This window comes from Streptomyces sp. NPDC002896, from assembly GCF_040295225.1.
In the GTDB taxonomy this organism is placed as follows: domain Bacteria; phylum Actinomycetota; class Actinomycetes; order Streptomycetales; family Streptomycetaceae; genus Streptomyces.
Genome location: NZ_JBEOVA010000006.1, coordinates 47,727 through 62,716, shown reverse-complemented (window position 1 = coordinate 62,716; position 14,990 = coordinate 47,727). Strand labels below are relative to the sequence as shown.

11 protein-coding genes are annotated in these 14,990 nt (G+C 70.1%); 4 read left to right on the top strand and 7 right to left on the bottom strand.

What is annotated here, in order from left to right:
* Window positions 1-125: 125 nt before the first annotated feature.
* The gene (locus tag ABT009_RS11940; protein ID WP_351292293.1) at window positions 126-965 is read right to left on the bottom strand and encodes a glycoside hydrolase family 16 protein; all 840 of its coding nucleotides are present in this window, start codon (window positions 963-965) and stop codon (window positions 126-128) included.
* Window positions 965-4,126 carry a chondroitinase family polysaccharide lyase gene (locus ABT009_RS11935; RefSeq protein ID WP_351292291.1) on the bottom strand — a complete coding sequence of 1,054 codons (3,162 nt, stop codon included), beginning with the start codon at window positions 4,124-4,126 and terminating at the stop codon, window positions 965-967. Before ABT009_RS11935 ends, ABT009_RS11940 begins: the two co-directional genes overlap by 1 nt.
* Window positions 4,127-4,289: 163 nt before the next feature.
* Between ABT009_RS11935 and ABT009_RS11930 the strand changes: the two genes are divergently transcribed.
* Window positions 4,290-5,375, top strand: coding sequence for a substrate-binding domain-containing protein (locus ABT009_RS11930; protein WP_351292290.1), 1,086 nt, complete (start codon window positions 4,290-4,292; stop codon window positions 5,373-5,375).
* Window positions 5,376-5,462: 87 nt separating this feature from the next.
* Here the strand turns inward: ABT009_RS11930 and ABT009_RS11925 are convergent, their stop codons facing one another.
* From ABT009_RS11925 to ABT009_RS11910, 4 genes are all read right to left on the bottom strand, one after another.
* The gene (locus tag ABT009_RS11925; protein ID WP_351292288.1) at window positions 5,463-6,464 is read right to left on the bottom strand and encodes a hydroxyacid dehydrogenase; all 1,002 of its coding nucleotides are present in this window, start codon (window positions 6,462-6,464) and stop codon (window positions 5,463-5,465) included.
* Window positions 6,465-6,596: 132 nt separating this feature from the next.
* On the bottom strand, window positions 6,597-7,454 hold the full coding sequence (locus ABT009_RS11920) for a carbohydrate ABC transporter permease (protein ID WP_351292285.1): 858 nt from the start codon (window positions 7,452-7,454) through the stop codon (window positions 6,597-6,599).
* Window positions 7,455-7,470: 16 nt separating this feature from the next.
* Window positions 7,471-8,436 carry a carbohydrate ABC transporter permease gene (locus ABT009_RS11915; RefSeq protein WP_351292283.1) on the bottom strand — a complete coding sequence of 322 codons (966 nt, stop codon included), beginning with the start codon at window positions 8,434-8,436 and terminating at the stop codon, window positions 7,471-7,473.
* Window positions 8,436-9,749 (bottom strand): ABC transporter substrate-binding protein, encoded by a 1,314-nt coding sequence (locus ABT009_RS11910; RefSeq protein ID WP_351292281.1) that lies wholly within the window; start codon window positions 9,747-9,749, stop codon window positions 8,436-8,438. The genes ABT009_RS11915 and ABT009_RS11910 overlap by 1 nt, the downstream gene beginning before the upstream one ends.
* A gap of 191 nt (window positions 9,750-9,940) precedes the next feature.
* On the opposite strand from ABT009_RS11910, the gene ABT009_RS11905 reads away from it, so the two are divergent.
* From ABT009_RS11905 to ABT009_RS11895, 3 genes are all read left to right on the top strand, one after another.
* Window positions 9,941-10,840, top strand: coding sequence for an SIS domain-containing protein (locus ABT009_RS11905; protein ID WP_351292279.1), 900 nt, complete (start codon window positions 9,941-9,943; stop codon window positions 10,838-10,840).
* Window positions 10,837-11,673 (top strand): class II fructose-bisphosphate aldolase, encoded by an 837-nt coding sequence (locus ABT009_RS11900; RefSeq protein ID WP_351292277.1) that lies wholly within the window; start codon window positions 10,837-10,839, stop codon window positions 11,671-11,673. The genes ABT009_RS11905 and ABT009_RS11900 overlap by 4 nt, the downstream gene beginning before the upstream one ends.
* Window positions 11,674-12,286: 613 nt before the next feature.
* The gene (locus tag ABT009_RS11895) at window positions 12,287-12,811 is read left to right on the top strand and encodes a GNAT family N-acetyltransferase (RefSeq protein ID WP_351292275.1); all 525 of its coding nucleotides are present in this window, start codon (window positions 12,287-12,289) and stop codon (window positions 12,809-12,811) included.
* 77 nt (window positions 12,812-12,888) lie between these two features.
* Here ABT009_RS11895 and ABT009_RS11890 read toward each other — a convergent pair whose 3' ends face one another.
* Complete coding sequence (locus tag ABT009_RS11890; RefSeq protein ID WP_351292273.1) at window positions 12,889-14,976, bottom strand: zinc ribbon domain-containing protein; 2,088 nt, start codon at window positions 14,974-14,976, stop codon at window positions 12,889-12,891.
* Window positions 14,977-14,990: the final 14 nt, after the last annotated feature.

The following is a 14,990-nucleotide window of genomic DNA, read 5'->3' as shown; positions in this document are numbered from 1 at the left end:
CGCCCGTGAACAACCGGTTTTCCGGGTGTTGTAGGGCCGACCCGCCCCGCCCCGAGGCTGCTCTGTCTCGTCAAGCGGCTTTGAGCTCGTCGCGACCGCGCTGGGGCTCGAGCCGCTCACTGCCCCTACTGCCAGACCCGCACGTAGTCGACGTACATCGTGGAGTTGTAGTCGAGGGGTGCGGTGGTGACATCACCCTCCGCCCAGTCCAGGACTTCGTGGGAGAGGATCGGGTACTCCTTCACCTGGCTGATCAGTTTCGGGTCGGTGACGGTGCGTACGACCGTGCCGTCGTAGGTGAACTCCATCTGTGTGGCTGTCCAGTTGAGGCCGACTGTGTGGTAGTGCGTTGTGTGCAGGGACGGGGCCGCGACGACCTGGGCCGACTGCTGGTGGTCGGCGCCGTAGCCGTCATAGTGGATGGTGGCGGCGTACTTGTCGGACTTGTACGCGCTCTCGATCAGGTCGATCTCCGCGCCGTCCTCCGCACTGCCGAGGACGCTCCCCCAGGAGTGGGTCTGCAGCCAGACCGCGCCCAGATGGCCCTCGGTGGGCGGAACGTGGAGACGGACCTCTATCGTGCCGTGGGTGTAGTCGAAGATGCCGTCCGTGTCGACGCGGCCACCGGAGTACTGGGCGGTGCCGAGCTGCTTGAGGTCGATGGCGAGGTTGCCGCCGTTGTCCGCGATGACGCGCACGTTGGCGGGCTTGTACCACCAGCGAATGCCGTCCGTGCGGTCCGACTCCGTCCGTTCCTGGTCACGGACGTTCCATTTCGCCGTGTTCAGGGCCGTGCCGGTGAACTCGTCGCTGAACACGAGGGTGCCGTCGGGTCCCGCCGTGGGCTGGACGCCCGTCGGGGTCGCCGAGTCCACCAGAGACGAATCGGCCGAAGCGTGCGCGGCGCCGGTGAGTAGCGATGCCGTCAACGAGGCGGCGAACAAGGCGCGGTGGATCCTCTGCATTATGACTCCCTTGTCAGACGGGCCTGGACGGGGCGGCCGTCCACCGTGCGGAAGCCGACGACGGTGCGGTCGCCATCGGCGCGGGTCGTGCAGGGTGCGCCGGGCTGCGCGCGCCAGCGGCCCTCCAGCGTGACCCGCACCGTGTGCGGGGTGCTCGGGCTGGTGAGCCAGGGGCGGGAGTACGGGCTCCAGTGACCGGTGTATTCGCCCTTCTCGTACTGGGCCTCATCCCTGCCCTCGTACAGCCGCAGGTCCGGGTCGCAGACCGACAGCACCAGGGCGTCGCCGTCGGCCCGGGCCAGGAGCAGTACTGGGGTGTCCACGGCCCGTACGACACCGCCGGACAACGAACGGGTCTCCTCGAAGACCGCGTAGCCGGTGATGCCGGTGGCGCGGTCGGTGACGATGTGCGCGGTGTCGTCGGCACGCAGCACCCGGTACGGGGCCCGGTCGGGGTCGGCCATGTCCGCGGTGAACGCTGTCATCGTCTCGGGGGTGGCGCCGACGAGCAGCGCGTACTCGTACGAGGCGTCGCGCGGGGCGGTGCCGTGGTACAGCCAGGCGGTCGCGAAGTCGCCGCGGGTCTCGGCATCGGTGCCGTGGTGGCGGGAGACCTGGGTGCTGCGGCGCACCGCGAGCTCCTGGCCGGCGGGGACGTAGTAGCCCAGGCCCGTGCCGTCGAGGAGCCAGCAGGCGTCGCTCCGGGAGCTCCTGTTCTCGTAGGGGAAGGCGGTGACCGGGCCGGGGGAGCCGTCCCAGACGGGTGCGGAGGTGGTGGCCAGACGGGCCTGGAAGAGGGTCGTCTCGGTCTCGTTGACCGTGTCGGAGTTGGAGATGCCGGTGCCGAGGGCGACGAGGCGCCCCTCGAAGAGGAAGACGGACTTGCGGGCCCGGTGCGTGCCGTCGTACTTGGGGTGTTCGCGCAGCCGCATCGCGAACATGCCGTTGCGGTCGTCGATGGTGTGCGCCCCTGCGAACGCCTCCTCGGTCAGCAGCATCTCCTCGATGGTGCCGGTGAGGTCGGCCTTCAGCTCGGTCCACGGCTTGTGGAGGGTGGTGGTCCCGGGGCGGCGGTTCCAGTCGTAGCCGTCGTGGCTGTAGCCGCTGTCGAGATTGGTGACGGGGGCGCCGCGGTGCAGCACCTGGATCTGGCCGTAGGTGTTGTAGCGGCCGTACCAGTTGGAGCCGTCGTAGATCTCGGTGGACCACAGATAGCGGTTATGGCCGCGGACGGTGACCTGCCAGTCGTCGCGCCGCTGCACCGCGAGAGCCGCGTAGTTGTACGCCCAGGCCCCGGACGGGGCGCTCTCCGCGGTGATGCCGGCGGCCGCGAGCCGTGCCGCGATCTTCTTCTGGGCGGTCGTGGGCACGGCGGGCAGCAGGCGCAGGAAGGCCGCGCCGAGTTCGGGGTCGAGGTCCTGGCTGCCGTCGGGCGTACCGGCGATGGCCAGCCACTGGAAGGGCGTGATGGTCAGGCCCGTGGTGCCGGCCGGGTTGCGGCCGCTGATCGCGATCGGCCACTGGGTGGTGTTGGCCACGACGCGCAGGGTGAGCACGGCCCGCTTGAGGGTCTCGTGGGCCTCGGGGGAGATGCGGAAGAGCCCGCCGCTCATCACGTAGACGACGGGCGCGAGTCCGGTGAAGCCGTCACGCGCGTAGTCGGGGAAGAAACCGACGTGGTGGAAGGTGGTGCCGTCGGTCTTCAAGCCGTCCTGGATGCCGTCGGTGGGCAGCAGGTAGGCGCTCAGCCAGTCGCGCAACGCCTTCAGATACGCGATCTGCCGTGCCTCGCCGTCCTGGAGAAGGGCGACGGCGAGCTTGCCGCGGACCGTGGTGTTGAGGATGTCCGCAGTCGAGCCGTGGGCGTTGCGGTGGTCGAAGCCGCGGAAGATCCGGCCGAAGCCGGTGAGCCAGGTCAGATCAGCGCGCACCGCCTCGAGGAGCCCGGCCTCGCGCAGTACGTCCCGCATCAGGAACACGGAGTCGTAGTAGCCGCGGATGTCGTACCCGAGATGATGGATGGTGCCCTGGCAGCTGCCGTACGTCCAGCCCTGCTCGCGCAGCCGCCGAACGAACCGGACATAGAGCGCGCCGAGCGCCGGCCGGTGGGCCGCACTCGCCACGTCGTACGCCTGGGCGACCTTCTGCATCAGGTCGGTGACGGCACGCAGGGTGGCGGCATTGACGAAGGTCTTGAGGTCGGTGCCGATCTCGGGGGGATAGATCTGGGACTGGTACGAGAAGACGGGGCGGCCGGTGAGCAGCGTGTCGGCCTGGCCGGTCAGGGAGGTGACGTACGCGTCGTCGACCTTCGGCGCGGCAGCGAGGTAGTCGTCGTGGTAGCGCGTCACCAGGCCCTGGAGCGCGTCGAGTTCGGCCTTGGACGGTTCTGGCGTCTCGACCTGCGTACGGGTGAGGACGCGGTCGAAGAGGTAGAGCGCCTGCCAGTGCGACTGGTCCCAGTCGTCTCCCTCGATGCAGACCTCGGGGACTTGCGCGTCGCGGGTCGGGGCGTCCGGGCGCAGCGCGACATTGAGCAGCAGCTGGTCGATCCAGAGCGTGCCGGGGCGGCGCGGGGCGATGATGCGGACGGTGTCCATGCCCGCCCGCGGGCGGCCGTGCATGTCGTACGCGTACCGCACCCAGGCGGTGCGCCAGCCCGTGAAGTCCAGCCGGAACTCGAACCAGCAGTCGGTGCGCGCGCCGCGCCCGAACTCGAAGCGCACGACGTCGTCCACGGCGGTCTCGTTGTGGATCCACACCGAGAACGTGTCGACCGTGCCCTGCCAGGCCTGGTCGGCGAGCGGCTTCGGATCGTACGGGTCGGGGGCCCAGGCCAGATCCGAGGCGATGGTGATCACGGAGCCCGCTCCGTGATCCCACCGCATCGCGTGCTGTCCGCAGACGGAGTGGGCGTCGCTGATGGAGAGCGAACCACCCGCATCGGAGGTGATCTGGGGCGGGACGGCGGACTCCAGCAGGAACGCGGGCGGCTGGAGGGCGAGCGCACGCTCTTCCAGCTCCGTGAGAACGGGTGACTCGGCGGCCTCGGCAACCGGGGTGACGGCCGGGAGAAAGGGGAGTGACACGGCTCCGGTGGCGGCGGCGCCGTATGCGAGAAGTCTGCGGCGGGACAGGGGCGAGGCAGGGCGTGCGTCCATGGCGGTCCTCGATGGCCTGGGAGGAGTGCGGCGGAATTGCGCACGGACGCTAGGGAGTTCCGAAGAGAGGATTCAATGAGCAATACGCCATCGACTGCGTATTGCTTGTTCAATGCGTCTGTGTCGACTCGGAATGATGGCGACGCGACATCGAGGGGGGACCGTGCCGGCCCGGGAACTGAAATTCCGCAAGCTCACCGCCGATCTGCGCCGCGGCATCCAGGACGGCACCTGGCCGCCGGGGAGCAAGCTGCCCACCGAGCGGGCGCTCGCCGCCGAGTCCGGCCTGTCCGTGACAACGGTCCGCCGGGCGTACGAGGAACTGGTCGTCCAGGGCCTGGTCGAGCGCCGTCAGGGCGCGGGCACCTTCGCGCAGGGCAGGACTCCCCGGGCGCCGAACCATCGCTGGATCGTTGGTGTTCTCGTCCCCGACACCACGCTGTACTACCCGCGTGTCCTCCAGGGCATCGAAGAGGTCCTGGCCGAGGCCGGCGCCCGACTGGTGCTCGCCTGCTCGCACTATGACCCGCAGGCCGAGGACACGGCGATCGCCGAGCTGCTGGCGGCCGGGGTGCACGGCCTGCTGCTCGTACCGGGCCTGCACGCGGAGGGCGATCCCGGCCGGCGCGCGCAGGAGCTGCTGGCCCTGCCGGTGCCCGCGGTGCTCGTCGAGCGGCGGCTGACGGCAGCGGGCCCCGGCGACCCGACCGAGCATGTGCGCACCGATCACGAGGGCGGTGCGTACGACGCGGTACGGCACCTGCACTCCCTGGGCCATGAGCGGCTGGCACTGGTGCTGCGCTGGGACGGCCCGACGGCCGACCCGATCAGGAACGGATTCGCCCGCGCGGTCACCGACTTCGGGCTTCCCGAGGCCGTGTACGACGGTGCGCTGATGGACGACTGGGGGCCCGAGCGGGCCGACGACACCGTCGCGCGGCTGATGTCCGGGGGCGCCACGGGTGTGCTGTGCTTCGGTGACCGCGAGGCCGCGCTGGTGCAGTCCGCTGCGCGGCGGGCCGGGTTGCGGGTCCCGCAGGATCTCGCCATGGTCAGCTACGACAACGAGTTCGCGGATGTAGCGGAGATCCCGCTGACCGCCGTGTCCCCGCCCAAGTTCCAGGTGGGCCGACTGGCCGCGCAGGTCGTGCTGCGACGGCTCAAGGAGGGCGAAGCCTCACCGCTGCATCAGGTGCAGTTGCGGCCGAACCTGGTGGTGCGTGCCTCCTGCGGCGGCCGCCGCCACTGAGCCGCCGCGGACAGCTGGACGCCGCGCCTTCGTGGAGACGAGGGCGCGGCGTCGCCGTTGGGCGTGTGGGCCAGGTGGAGGCGTGGATCAGGCGATCCGGGGCAGGTCCTCAGCCCGGACCTCGCCCAGCAGCGGCTTTCCGGCGGCGAAGCGTTCCGCCTCGTCGACCGCGAACTCGCCGAGCAGCCGCACCTCCGACCCCATCGCGCCGGCGATGTGCGGCGTGACCAGCACATTGGGCAGCGCGAGCAGGGGGTGTCCGGGCGGCAGCGGTTCTGGGTCCGTCACATCGAGTACGGCATCGATGCGGCCGTCCTCGCAGTGGGCCAGCAGTGCGTCGGTGTCGACCAGCCCGCCGCGTGCCGTGTTGACGAGGACCGCGCCGTCCCGCAGCAGACCGAGCGCCCGTGCGTCCAGCAGATGGCGGGTCTCCGGAAGCAGCGGGGCGTGCAGCGAGACGATGTCCGAACCGGTCAGCAGCCGGTCCAGGGACACCGGTTGCGCCCCGAGTTCCGTGGCCTCGTCCAGGCCCAGATACGGGTCGTGCACCAGGAGCCGTACGCCCGTACCCGCGAGCCGTTCCAGCACCAGCCGCCCGATCTTCGAGGCGCCGACGATGCCGACCGTGCGGTCCAGCATCCCGGTGCGAGGGCTGAGCGTCAGGTCCTGGTGGTGCCCTCCGCGGTAGTCGGCCGCCACGCGGAAGGCCCGCTTGGCGGCGAGGCAGATCGCTGCGACGGTGTAGTCGGCCACCGGCCCGGCGTTGGCGAGTGCCGCCGAGGAGACGGTGATGCCTCGCTCCCACACCGCGGGGGCCAGTACGGGCTTGACCGATCCTGCCGCATGCAGAACCGCTGACAGCCGCGGGGCATCGGCGAGCAGGCCCGCGTCGACGGCTGGACAGCCCCAGCCGGAGATCAGGACCTCGGTGTGTTCCAGGGCCTCGCGCACCTCGGGGCGGGTGAAGTCGTCGGCCACCAGATCGGGCACATCACAGACCATGCGCAGTCTCGCTCGCAGGTCGTCCGGCAGGGCCAGCGCGGCCACGGCCGGAGGCATGGCGATGAGGGCCCTCGGGCGAGGTGACACAGGGAGTGTTTCCTTTCACGTTCTTGCGGTGGCTGCGTGCCGGATTCGAGCGGCACTTGTCCGGTCCGATCGGCGCCTGTCCCCTGGCCGATCGGCACGTGTCCGGGCCGAGCATCACTCTCGGTCCCGACGTCACTTTCCGGATCCCAGCGTCATGCCTTCGATGATGCGTCGGCCCAGCCAGACGTAGAGAGCCACCAGCGGCAGCACGACGATCGCGATTCCGGCGAACATCCCGCCCCAGTCGGCGCCGCTGTACTGCATCTGCTGCAGGAAGCCGAGCAGTGCGAGGGGCAGCGTCTGGAGCTTCTGGTCCTGGATGAAGACGAGCGCGAAGAAGGTCTCGCCCCAGTGCTGGATGACATTGAGCAGCAGAAGGGTGATCAGTCCGGAACGGGCGAGGGGCAGCATGATGCGCCAGTACGTGTAGAAGGGCGTCGCCCCGTCCAGAGCGGCCGCCTCCTCCAGTTCGGCGGGCAGTGAGCGGAAGAACCCGGTCAGGAAGAAGACCGCGAACGGCATCGACGTGGCGGTGTAGAGCAGCCACAGGCCCCACAGGCTGTTGACCAGCCCGAGCGGAGCCATCGCCTGGTACAGCGGCAGGAAGACTGCGTGTGAGGGGATGCCGAGGCCGATCGCGAAGAGCGAGGTGCCGGCGCCTGCGGAACGCGCGCCGAGCCGGCTGAGCGCGTACGCGGCCGGGGCCGCGACCAGCACGGTCGCCAGGGCCGTGGCCCCCACCAGGACGAGGGAGTTGAGGGTGGAGGTGCCGAAGTTCCCAGCGTCCCAGGCGCGCGCGAAATTCCCCCACTGCAGCGAGTCCGGGAGCGACCAGGGCGAGGCGATGATCTCCCGGGTCGGCTTGACGGCGGAGGCCAGGATCCACAGCAGGACAAGGACGTTGAAGGCGACGAAGAGCCACACGGGAGGGGAGCCGAGCAGCCGCTGGGCCCGCCCCGCGCGCATCGTCGAGGGGATGGAAGATGCCATCGTGGTACCGGACCCTTCAGAACTCGAGCGCGTCGCGGCGCATCACCCGGCGGATCAGTACCACCAGGACGGCGACCATGACGAGCGTGACGACCGCGGAGGCCGAGGCGATGCCGTACTGCGGCACTCCCGACGGCATGAAGGCGGAGGCGTATGCGTAGAGGGAGGCCGTCCATGTGCTGGTGGCCGGCAGGGCGCTGGAGGAGCCGGCCATCGCGATGATGAACTCGAAGGTCTTCATCGCGTTGATGGTCCACAGGACCGCGCAGATGCCGATGACGTCCCAGGACAGCGGGAGCGTGACGTGGCGGAAGCGCTGCCATGCGTTCGCCCCGGCCAGGGCGCAGTCCTCGTACAGATAGGGCGGGATACGGTCCACCGCGGCCATGATGATCGTGGTGTAGTAACCGGTGCTCATCCAGACGATGCCGAGCAGGATGACCTTGAACTGGTTCTCCTCGGCCAGCCAGGCCGGCGGGTGCGCGATGCCGATGGCCCGGAGCGCCGCGTTGACCAGGCCGTCGGCCTGGAAGAGGAAGCCCCACAGGATCGAGACCACCAGGGGCGGAACGATATTGGGGAAGAAGATCACCGAGCGGGCGGCGGAGCGTCCCTTCATGTCGCGCAGCAGCATGGTGAGCCCGAAGCTGAGCGCGAAGGTGACGGCGCCGCCGCCCAGAAGCAGCAGCAGCGTGTTGGAGAAGGACTGGCGGAAGACCGGGTCCTGGAACATCCGCTCGTAGTTGCTCACTCCCGCCCACTCCATGGGCCCGGCGCCCGCCCACGTGTGGAGACTGATCCAGACGGTCGCTGCGACGGGGGCCAGCAGGAACGCCGTGTAGAGCAGCAACGCCGGGGCGACGAAGGGGACGTACAGGCGCTTGCGGTAGCGGGCGAAGGCGCCGGCCGGGGCCGCCCGGCCGGCCGCGGTGGCGCGGCCGGCCCTCACCCGTCGGGCACCGTCACTGACGGCGGTCGTCATCAGCCCGCCCGCTTCCAGAAGTCGGCGCTCTGGGAGGCGAGCTGATCGGTGAACGCGGTGGCGGAGAGCTTGCCGGTGACCAGCTTGGTGTTGAGCGGCTGGAAGACCTTGGTCCACCACTCCGCGTAGTCCTGGTTGGCACCGTCGAACGTCTGGTACGTGCCGTTGTCCTTCATCGCCGCGGCGGCGTCGGCCATCGCGTCGGCGACCTTCACGTCCTCGCGGGCGACGATGCCCTGTGTCGCGTCGGCGTACGCCTGCATCCGCTGTTTGCCGTACAGGAAGGCGATGAGCTTCTGCGCGGCCTCGCTGTGCCGGGCCTTGGACGGGACGACCCAGCCGTACGTGCTGGCCTCGACCGGGGACGCGGACGCACCGTCGGAGGGGAAGGGCAGCGAGCGGTAGGTGAAGCCCTGCTTGGCGTACGTCTTGGTCTCGCCCGCGATCCAGGAGCCCATGAGGATGAAGTCGGCCTTGCCGGCCGCCCACTTCTGCTGGATCGCCGGGAACTTGCTGGCGTCGTAGCCGTCGGCGAAGTACCCGCCCTTGGCGAGGTGGTTCACGCGCTCGGCCGCCTTGACGTAGCCGTCCTCCTTCCAGAGCTTGCCGCTCTTGTCGCCCGCGGCCTGGTGGAAGGCGCCGGCGCCGAGGCGGCTGACGACGAAGTTGGTGTACCAGTAGCCCGCGTAGTCCGGGATGTCGGCGTCCAGGGCCAGCGGCTTCGTGCCGGCTTTCTTCCGCTCGTCGAGGAGCTGCTGGAAGTCGTCCCAGGTCTTCGGGACGTCCGAGACGACCTCGGGCTGCGCACTCCCGTCGAACCAGAGGCCGTTGGTGACGATGCTGTACGGCATCACGACCTGCTTGCCGTCGGCCTGGCCCAGTTGCAGGTACGTGTCTGGAACGACATCGCCGACGGTCTTGTCCTCCTCGCCCGGGATCTTCGTGTCCAGCACCCCGCTGAGGTCGCTTGCCGTCTGCGTGGAGACCATCAGCGACTTGACCTCGGGGAGATTGCGGTCGATCAGATCGGCCGCCGGGGCGGTGTTCAGGGTCGGCTGAAGCTTCTTCAGCACGTCACGGCCCTGCCACTGCACCGTGACCTTGATGCCCGTCTCAGCCGTGAACTCCTTGAGAAGGGCGGCCAGGGCCTTCTGGTTGGGTTCGCCCTCCTTCCACATCGACCAGTACGTCAGCTCCTTGTCAGCGCCGCTGTTCACGGAGCTGCCGTCCGTCCCGCCGCAGCCGGACATCCCTAGCGCCAGTGCGCCGACCGCGGCCGTGACCACCGTCCGGCGGGTCCACCGTCTGTTCATCGCCCTGCTCCTCCACGCCGTCGTTGCCTGTTGAGCGGCAGGTGTACAGAGCCTCGAGATACGCAATCAATGTGCAATCCGCGAAGTGATATCGAACTCGTTCTTTATTGCTCCTCTTTTGCTCATTGTGGTGCCGCCCGGATGCGTCTACACATCACGTCCACAGCCCATCGAATGTTGGAGGGAAGGCGATGATCGCCCCCGCACATGTCACGGCAGAGATAGCAAGTCAGCCTCAATGCTGGTCCCGAGCAGCCGAGTTGGCGGCGTCATCGACCTCGGCGCTGCCGCATCCGGGCGAGCGGATCGCCGTGGTCGGCTGCGGCACCTCGTACTACATGGCACGCGCCTACGCTTCCTTGCGCGAGTCCGAGGGACTGGGCGAGACCGATGCCTTTCCCGCCTCGGAGGCCGTCCTGACCCGTCCCTACGACCGGATCGTGGCCATCACCCGCTCCGGCACGACGACCGAGGTGCTGTCCCTGCTCGCCGCCGTGTCCGGGCGCGTCCCCACCGTGGCGCTCACCGGGGTCACCGACAGCCCCGTCTCACGGCACGCCGGAACACTCCTCGACCTGGGCTTCGCCGACGAGAAGTCCGTCGTGCAGACCCGGTTCGCCACCACCGCACTGCAGCTGCTGCGCGCCGGCCTCGGCATCGACCTGACGGACTCGATCGTGGACGGCGAGCTGGCGGTCACCGAACCGTTGCCGCACGGATGGTCCGGTCGGAGCCAGTTCACCTTCCTCGGCCGCGGTTGGACCGTCGGCCTCGCCGACGAGGCGGCGCTCAAGCTCCGCGAGGCCGCCCGTGCCTGGACCGAGTCGTACGCGGCCATGGAGTACCGGCACGGCCCGATCAGCATCAGCGACGAGTCGAGCCTGGTGTGGTGCTTCGGCGAGGCACCTGGAGGTCTGGAGGACGAAGTCGCCGCCACCGGAGCCTGGTTCACCGCCGATGCCGTCGATCCGGTCGCCTCGCTGGTACGGGCCCAGAAACTGGCTGTCGAAGTCGCTTGCCGACGCGGCCTCGACCCCGACCGGCCGCGCCATCTCTCCCGCTCGGTGATCCTCCCCGGAGCCTTCGCATGACGCTCGTGCCCACCGGCGAACTGGTCGCCGAGGCCTGCGCCGCCGGTCGCGGCCTGGGCGCCTTCAACGTCGTCCAACTCGAACACGCCACCGCGATCGTCGCTGGTGCCGAGAAGGCCCGTACCCCCGTCGTCCTGCAGATCAGCGAGAACACCGCCCGCTACCACGGCGGCCTGGAACCCGTAGGCCTCGCGGCGCTCGCCACTGCCCGCCGGGCCGCCGTCCCGGTCGCCGTCCACCTGGACCACGCGACGGACCCACGCATGGTCGCTGAGGCCTGCGGGCTGGGCTTCGGCTCGGTGATGTATGACGCCTCGGCGCTCCCGTACGAGGAGAACCTGCGTGCCACTGCCGAGATCACCGCCCGCTGTCATGACGACGGCGTGTGGGTCGAGGCGGAGCTCGGCGAGGTGGGCGGCAAGGACGGGGTGCATGCCCCCGGGGTGCGCACCGACCCGGCCGAGGCGGCCGCGTACACGGCTGCGACCGGGGTCGATGCGCTGGCCGTCGCGGTCGGCACGTCGCACGCCATGACCGACAAGACCGCGACCCTGGACTTCGCGCTCATCGCGGGCATCCGTGAAGCCGTGGCGGTTCCTCTGGTGTTGCACGGTTCGTCGGGCGTCGCCGGACGGGATCTCGCCACGGCCGTCCATTCCGGAATGACGAAGATCAACATCTCGTCGCACCTGAACGCCGCCTTCACCCGTGCTGTCCGGGACCGGCTGTCCACCGACCCACGGACCGTCGATCCCCGCCGCTACCTGGGCCCCGCCCGGGACGCGGTCACGGTGGAGGTCGCAAGCTACCTGCAGGCACTGAAGCTCCAGTGACTTCAGGCCCGAGGGACGCCACCGGGCGAAGTCCGCAGTCAGCTGCCGGTCGGCGGCCGCCGTCATGTCCACCCGGCAGCCAGGGCTCGGGATTCGGCACGTAGGTTCGGGTTACGCCGCGGCGGATGTACCACGCCGGATCGGGGGCGCGTGGGCGTCCCCGGCTGCTGCCATGAATCGACTACGAGAGCCCGACTACGCCGGTCGCCCACAGTCAGTTGGTGAATGGTTCAAGTCCCCACTCGGACACAACGGGTTATCCAACGGAGTGCTGGTCGGGAGTGATCCCGACCAGCACTTTGTGTTGCCGGGGCTGGTACGTCATGCGCAGACCGAGCTCCCGGTACAGCCGGTTCTTTCTGTCAGTTTCGGTGTGACGTCTTGACCTACCGCCAGGACATGGCGGAGTCCGCTGTCCCGCCGTTCTGGCGGCGGCCCAGCAGTTGTCCGTGGCTCCGGCCTTGCTGGCGGGGGCCTGAGGGCGGCCGGTGCTGCCCTCAACGTCTCTACTGACGTTGAATACGTGGTGTCGTCATGGTCGGGTGCGCGATGGTCCTGATCGGCACCCCGAAATTCCAACGGTCGGCCCTGCAAGCGCGATTACCCTACGACCGTGATCGAGGTACGGGCGATGGATCTGGACGACATAGACGCCGTGTCGGCGGTTCGTGTGAGCAGCTGGCGGGCGGCGTACGCCGGGATCGTGCCGCAGAGCTTCCTCGACGCCATGAGTGTCGAGGAGGACGCGGCCCAGCGCCGGCAGTGGTTCATGGCGGCCGGGAACCGGGTGGAAAACTTCGTCGCCACCGAGGACGGCACGGTGACCGGGTGGGCAGCGATAGGGCCCCGCGCCGGCGAGCCCGGCGGGGACGCGGCAAGCGAGCTCTACGCCCTCTACGTACGGCCGGACCGCATCGGGACCGGCACGGGACGAAGACTGATGGGGGTGGTGCGTCAGCGGGCCGCTGAGCTTGGATTCCGGCGCCTGGAGCTGTGGGTCCTCGCGGACAACGTCCGCGCACAGAGGTTCTACGCTCGCGCGGGCTTCTCGCCCGACGGGCCAGAGCGGTTCGAGGAGTATGACGGCATTCCGCTCAGGGACGTGCGATACACGGGCGACATGCGCGTCCCCGCGTGAGCCCGCCCGTGCCTCGGCCGAATGCACGGGCCAGCCTCGAAGTAGCGTCTCTGGAACTCTGTGTGTGCCTGAGGGTTTCAGGCTTTTCGGGCGCGGCGTGGCCGTGTGCGGTTGCCGTGGTGGGGTCCGAACCTCGGGGTGAGGGGGTGGACTTCGGTGGCGTGCGCGTGGTGGAAGCCGGTCCGCTCGGCGGCGCGGGTGCGTCGTCGACAGGTTCCGCGTGAGAGCCGCGCCCGGTAACTGGTAGGAAGGTATTCTTCCGGCCGGTTACCAGGGGCGGTTACTCCATGACCTGGCATCGGCCCGTGAGGGATGGGTGCCTGGGTGTCATGCCCCGCCGGACGCTGGACCACCCCGGTGGGGGTGGTGGCGGGGACCGTACGCACTTCGGGCATACGGCGGGAAGTCTTCACAGCCCCGGCTGGGGCTGGGGTGGGTTGTCCGGTGGCGTGTGGGGTGTGCCGCCGGGAGGTGTCGACCGGTCTGTTGGGGGTGGGGCGGGCCTTGCCGGGGGTGGTCTTCGGCCCGGGCGGCCGGGGTGGTGCAGCTGTCTGGCGGCGGGCGCGGCGTCGCAGGCGGCGGGTGGTTCGTTTGGGGCGGCGCACACTGTGGACGGTGCCCTCGACGGTGGTGCGGATGGTGTGGGTGCCGGTGGCGCGTTCGGTCGCGGTGTGGGCCTGGGCGAGCAGGCCGCGCGAGACGATCCGGCGGGCGGCGGCGTGGTCCCGGTCCATCGACAGATGGCAGCGGGTGCAGTGGGCCCATGTCCAGCCGCGTTCGCCCAGCCGGTCGGGGGCGGGGTGGTGGGTGAGCGGACCGAGGCAGCCGGGGCACCCGGCGGAGGTGCCCCGGGCCGGGACGGTGACCACCGCGATGCCCGCCTTCGCGGCCAGGTGCCGGATCGCCTCGGCCACGGTGCCGCGGACCTGCCCGGACAGCCGCGCATTGCCCCGGCGTCTGCCGCGGGCCTCGAGGGTGGCGAGGTCTTCGAGGTAGATCACGGTGGCGCCGAGCGCGGCACTCTGGTCGACGGCCCAGCGGGCCGCCGCCCAGGCCAGCGCCTGGTTCAGGCGGCGGATACGGGCGCACACCCGCTCGTGCTCGGTCTGCAGCACCGCGGCTTTGTCCAGGAGTTCAGCCCAGGCCAGGTGCGGGGCACCGAGCCCGTCCGCCAGCGCCTGGTAGTGGTCGCGTTTGGCCGCGAGGTGTTCGCGGTGGGTGCGCAGCCGGTGCAGTTTCGCACTGATCGTGGTGGCGTCGAAGATCAGGGGGCGGCCGTCGGTGACCACCCGCGCCGTTCCGGCCCGTCCGGTCAGGCGGCCGACCGTGCCGGTGAGCAGGGTGTTGACCCCCCAGTCGAAGCCCACCGCCACCCGGTGCCCGGTGGCCTGGGTGGCGGCCACCGGCGTCGAGTGCGGCAGGTCCACCGCGATCCGGCCACCGGGGGTGGGGCGCAGGGTCGGGGTGTGCAGGACCGCGTCCGGCTCGACGGTGCCCGGCAGCCGGAGGTCGAGCACATGCCAGGCCCACTCCCGTCCCGAGGCCGGGGCCGCGCACAGCGGGAGTTTCACCCGCAGCCGGGCTGTGGTCTCATCCACCCGGTCAAGGGTGACCTGCTGGCGGTCCATCGCGGCAAGCAGTACCTGCGCCGCGACCTGGGGCGGGTCCTCCAGCTCGCACAGTCCCGCCGGAAGGCGCCCGTTCTCGGCCAGATACGCGCGCACCTGCCGGGTCCGGTTGCGGATTTCCGCACCACTCACCCCGGCGGGCAGGACGGCCCGCAGCGCGGCCCACTCCGCTTCGGTGCGCCGACGGGGATCGGCGGGCCAGGTGGCCAGGACCGCCGCCACCAGGGTGCGCCGGTGCACAGCCAGGCGCAGGGTACGCGCCGCGTACTCCTCGGCACCCCGGCGCACCCGATCCGAGACATACACGCCCTCGGCGACCGCGGCGTGCTGCCAGCCCAGGCGGCGTATGGCCATCCATCCCTTGGATGGCAGCTTCTCACCCTGCCCGTCGACTCCGGCGGCCAGCGCATCCAGCGAGTCCTCGTCCCACCGGGAAGCCACCAGACGCCGGGTGAGGTCCTGACACAGGGACGCCAGGAAGGACACCCGCTCCAGCAGCAGCCGCTTACCGACCCGTTCACCACTGCCCTCGACCACACCACGAAAGGCAG

What these genes read in the sequence shown, in the direction of transcription:
- ABT009_RS11940 (WP_351292293.1), bottom strand. Translation starts at nt 965, where the DNA reads ATGCAGAGGATCCACCGCGCCTTGTTCGCCGCCTCGTTGACGGCATCG.
- ABT009_RS11935 (WP_351292291.1), bottom strand. Translation starts at nt 4,126, where the DNA reads ATGGACGCACGCCCTGCCTCGCCCCTGTCCCGCCGCAGACTTCTCGCA.
- ABT009_RS11920 (WP_351292285.1), bottom strand. Translation starts at nt 7,454, where the DNA reads ATGGCATCTTCCATCCCCTCGACGATGCGCGCGGGGCGGGCCCAGCGG.
- ABT009_RS11915 (WP_351292283.1), bottom strand. Translation starts at nt 8,436, where the DNA reads ATGACGACCGCCGTCAGTGACGGTGCCCGACGGGTGAGGGCCGGCCGC.
- ABT009_RS11910 (WP_351292281.1), bottom strand. Translation starts at nt 9,749, where the DNA reads ATGAACAGACGGTGGACCCGCCGGACGGTGGTCACGGCCGCGGTCGGC.
- ABT009_RS11905 (WP_351292279.1), top strand. Translation starts at nt 9,941, where the DNA reads ATGATCGCCCCCGCACATGTCACGGCAGAGATAGCAAGTCAGCCTCAA.
- ABT009_RS11900 (WP_351292277.1), top strand. Translation starts at nt 10,837, where the DNA reads ATGACGCTCGTGCCCACCGGCGAACTGGTCGCCGAGGCCTGCGCCGCC.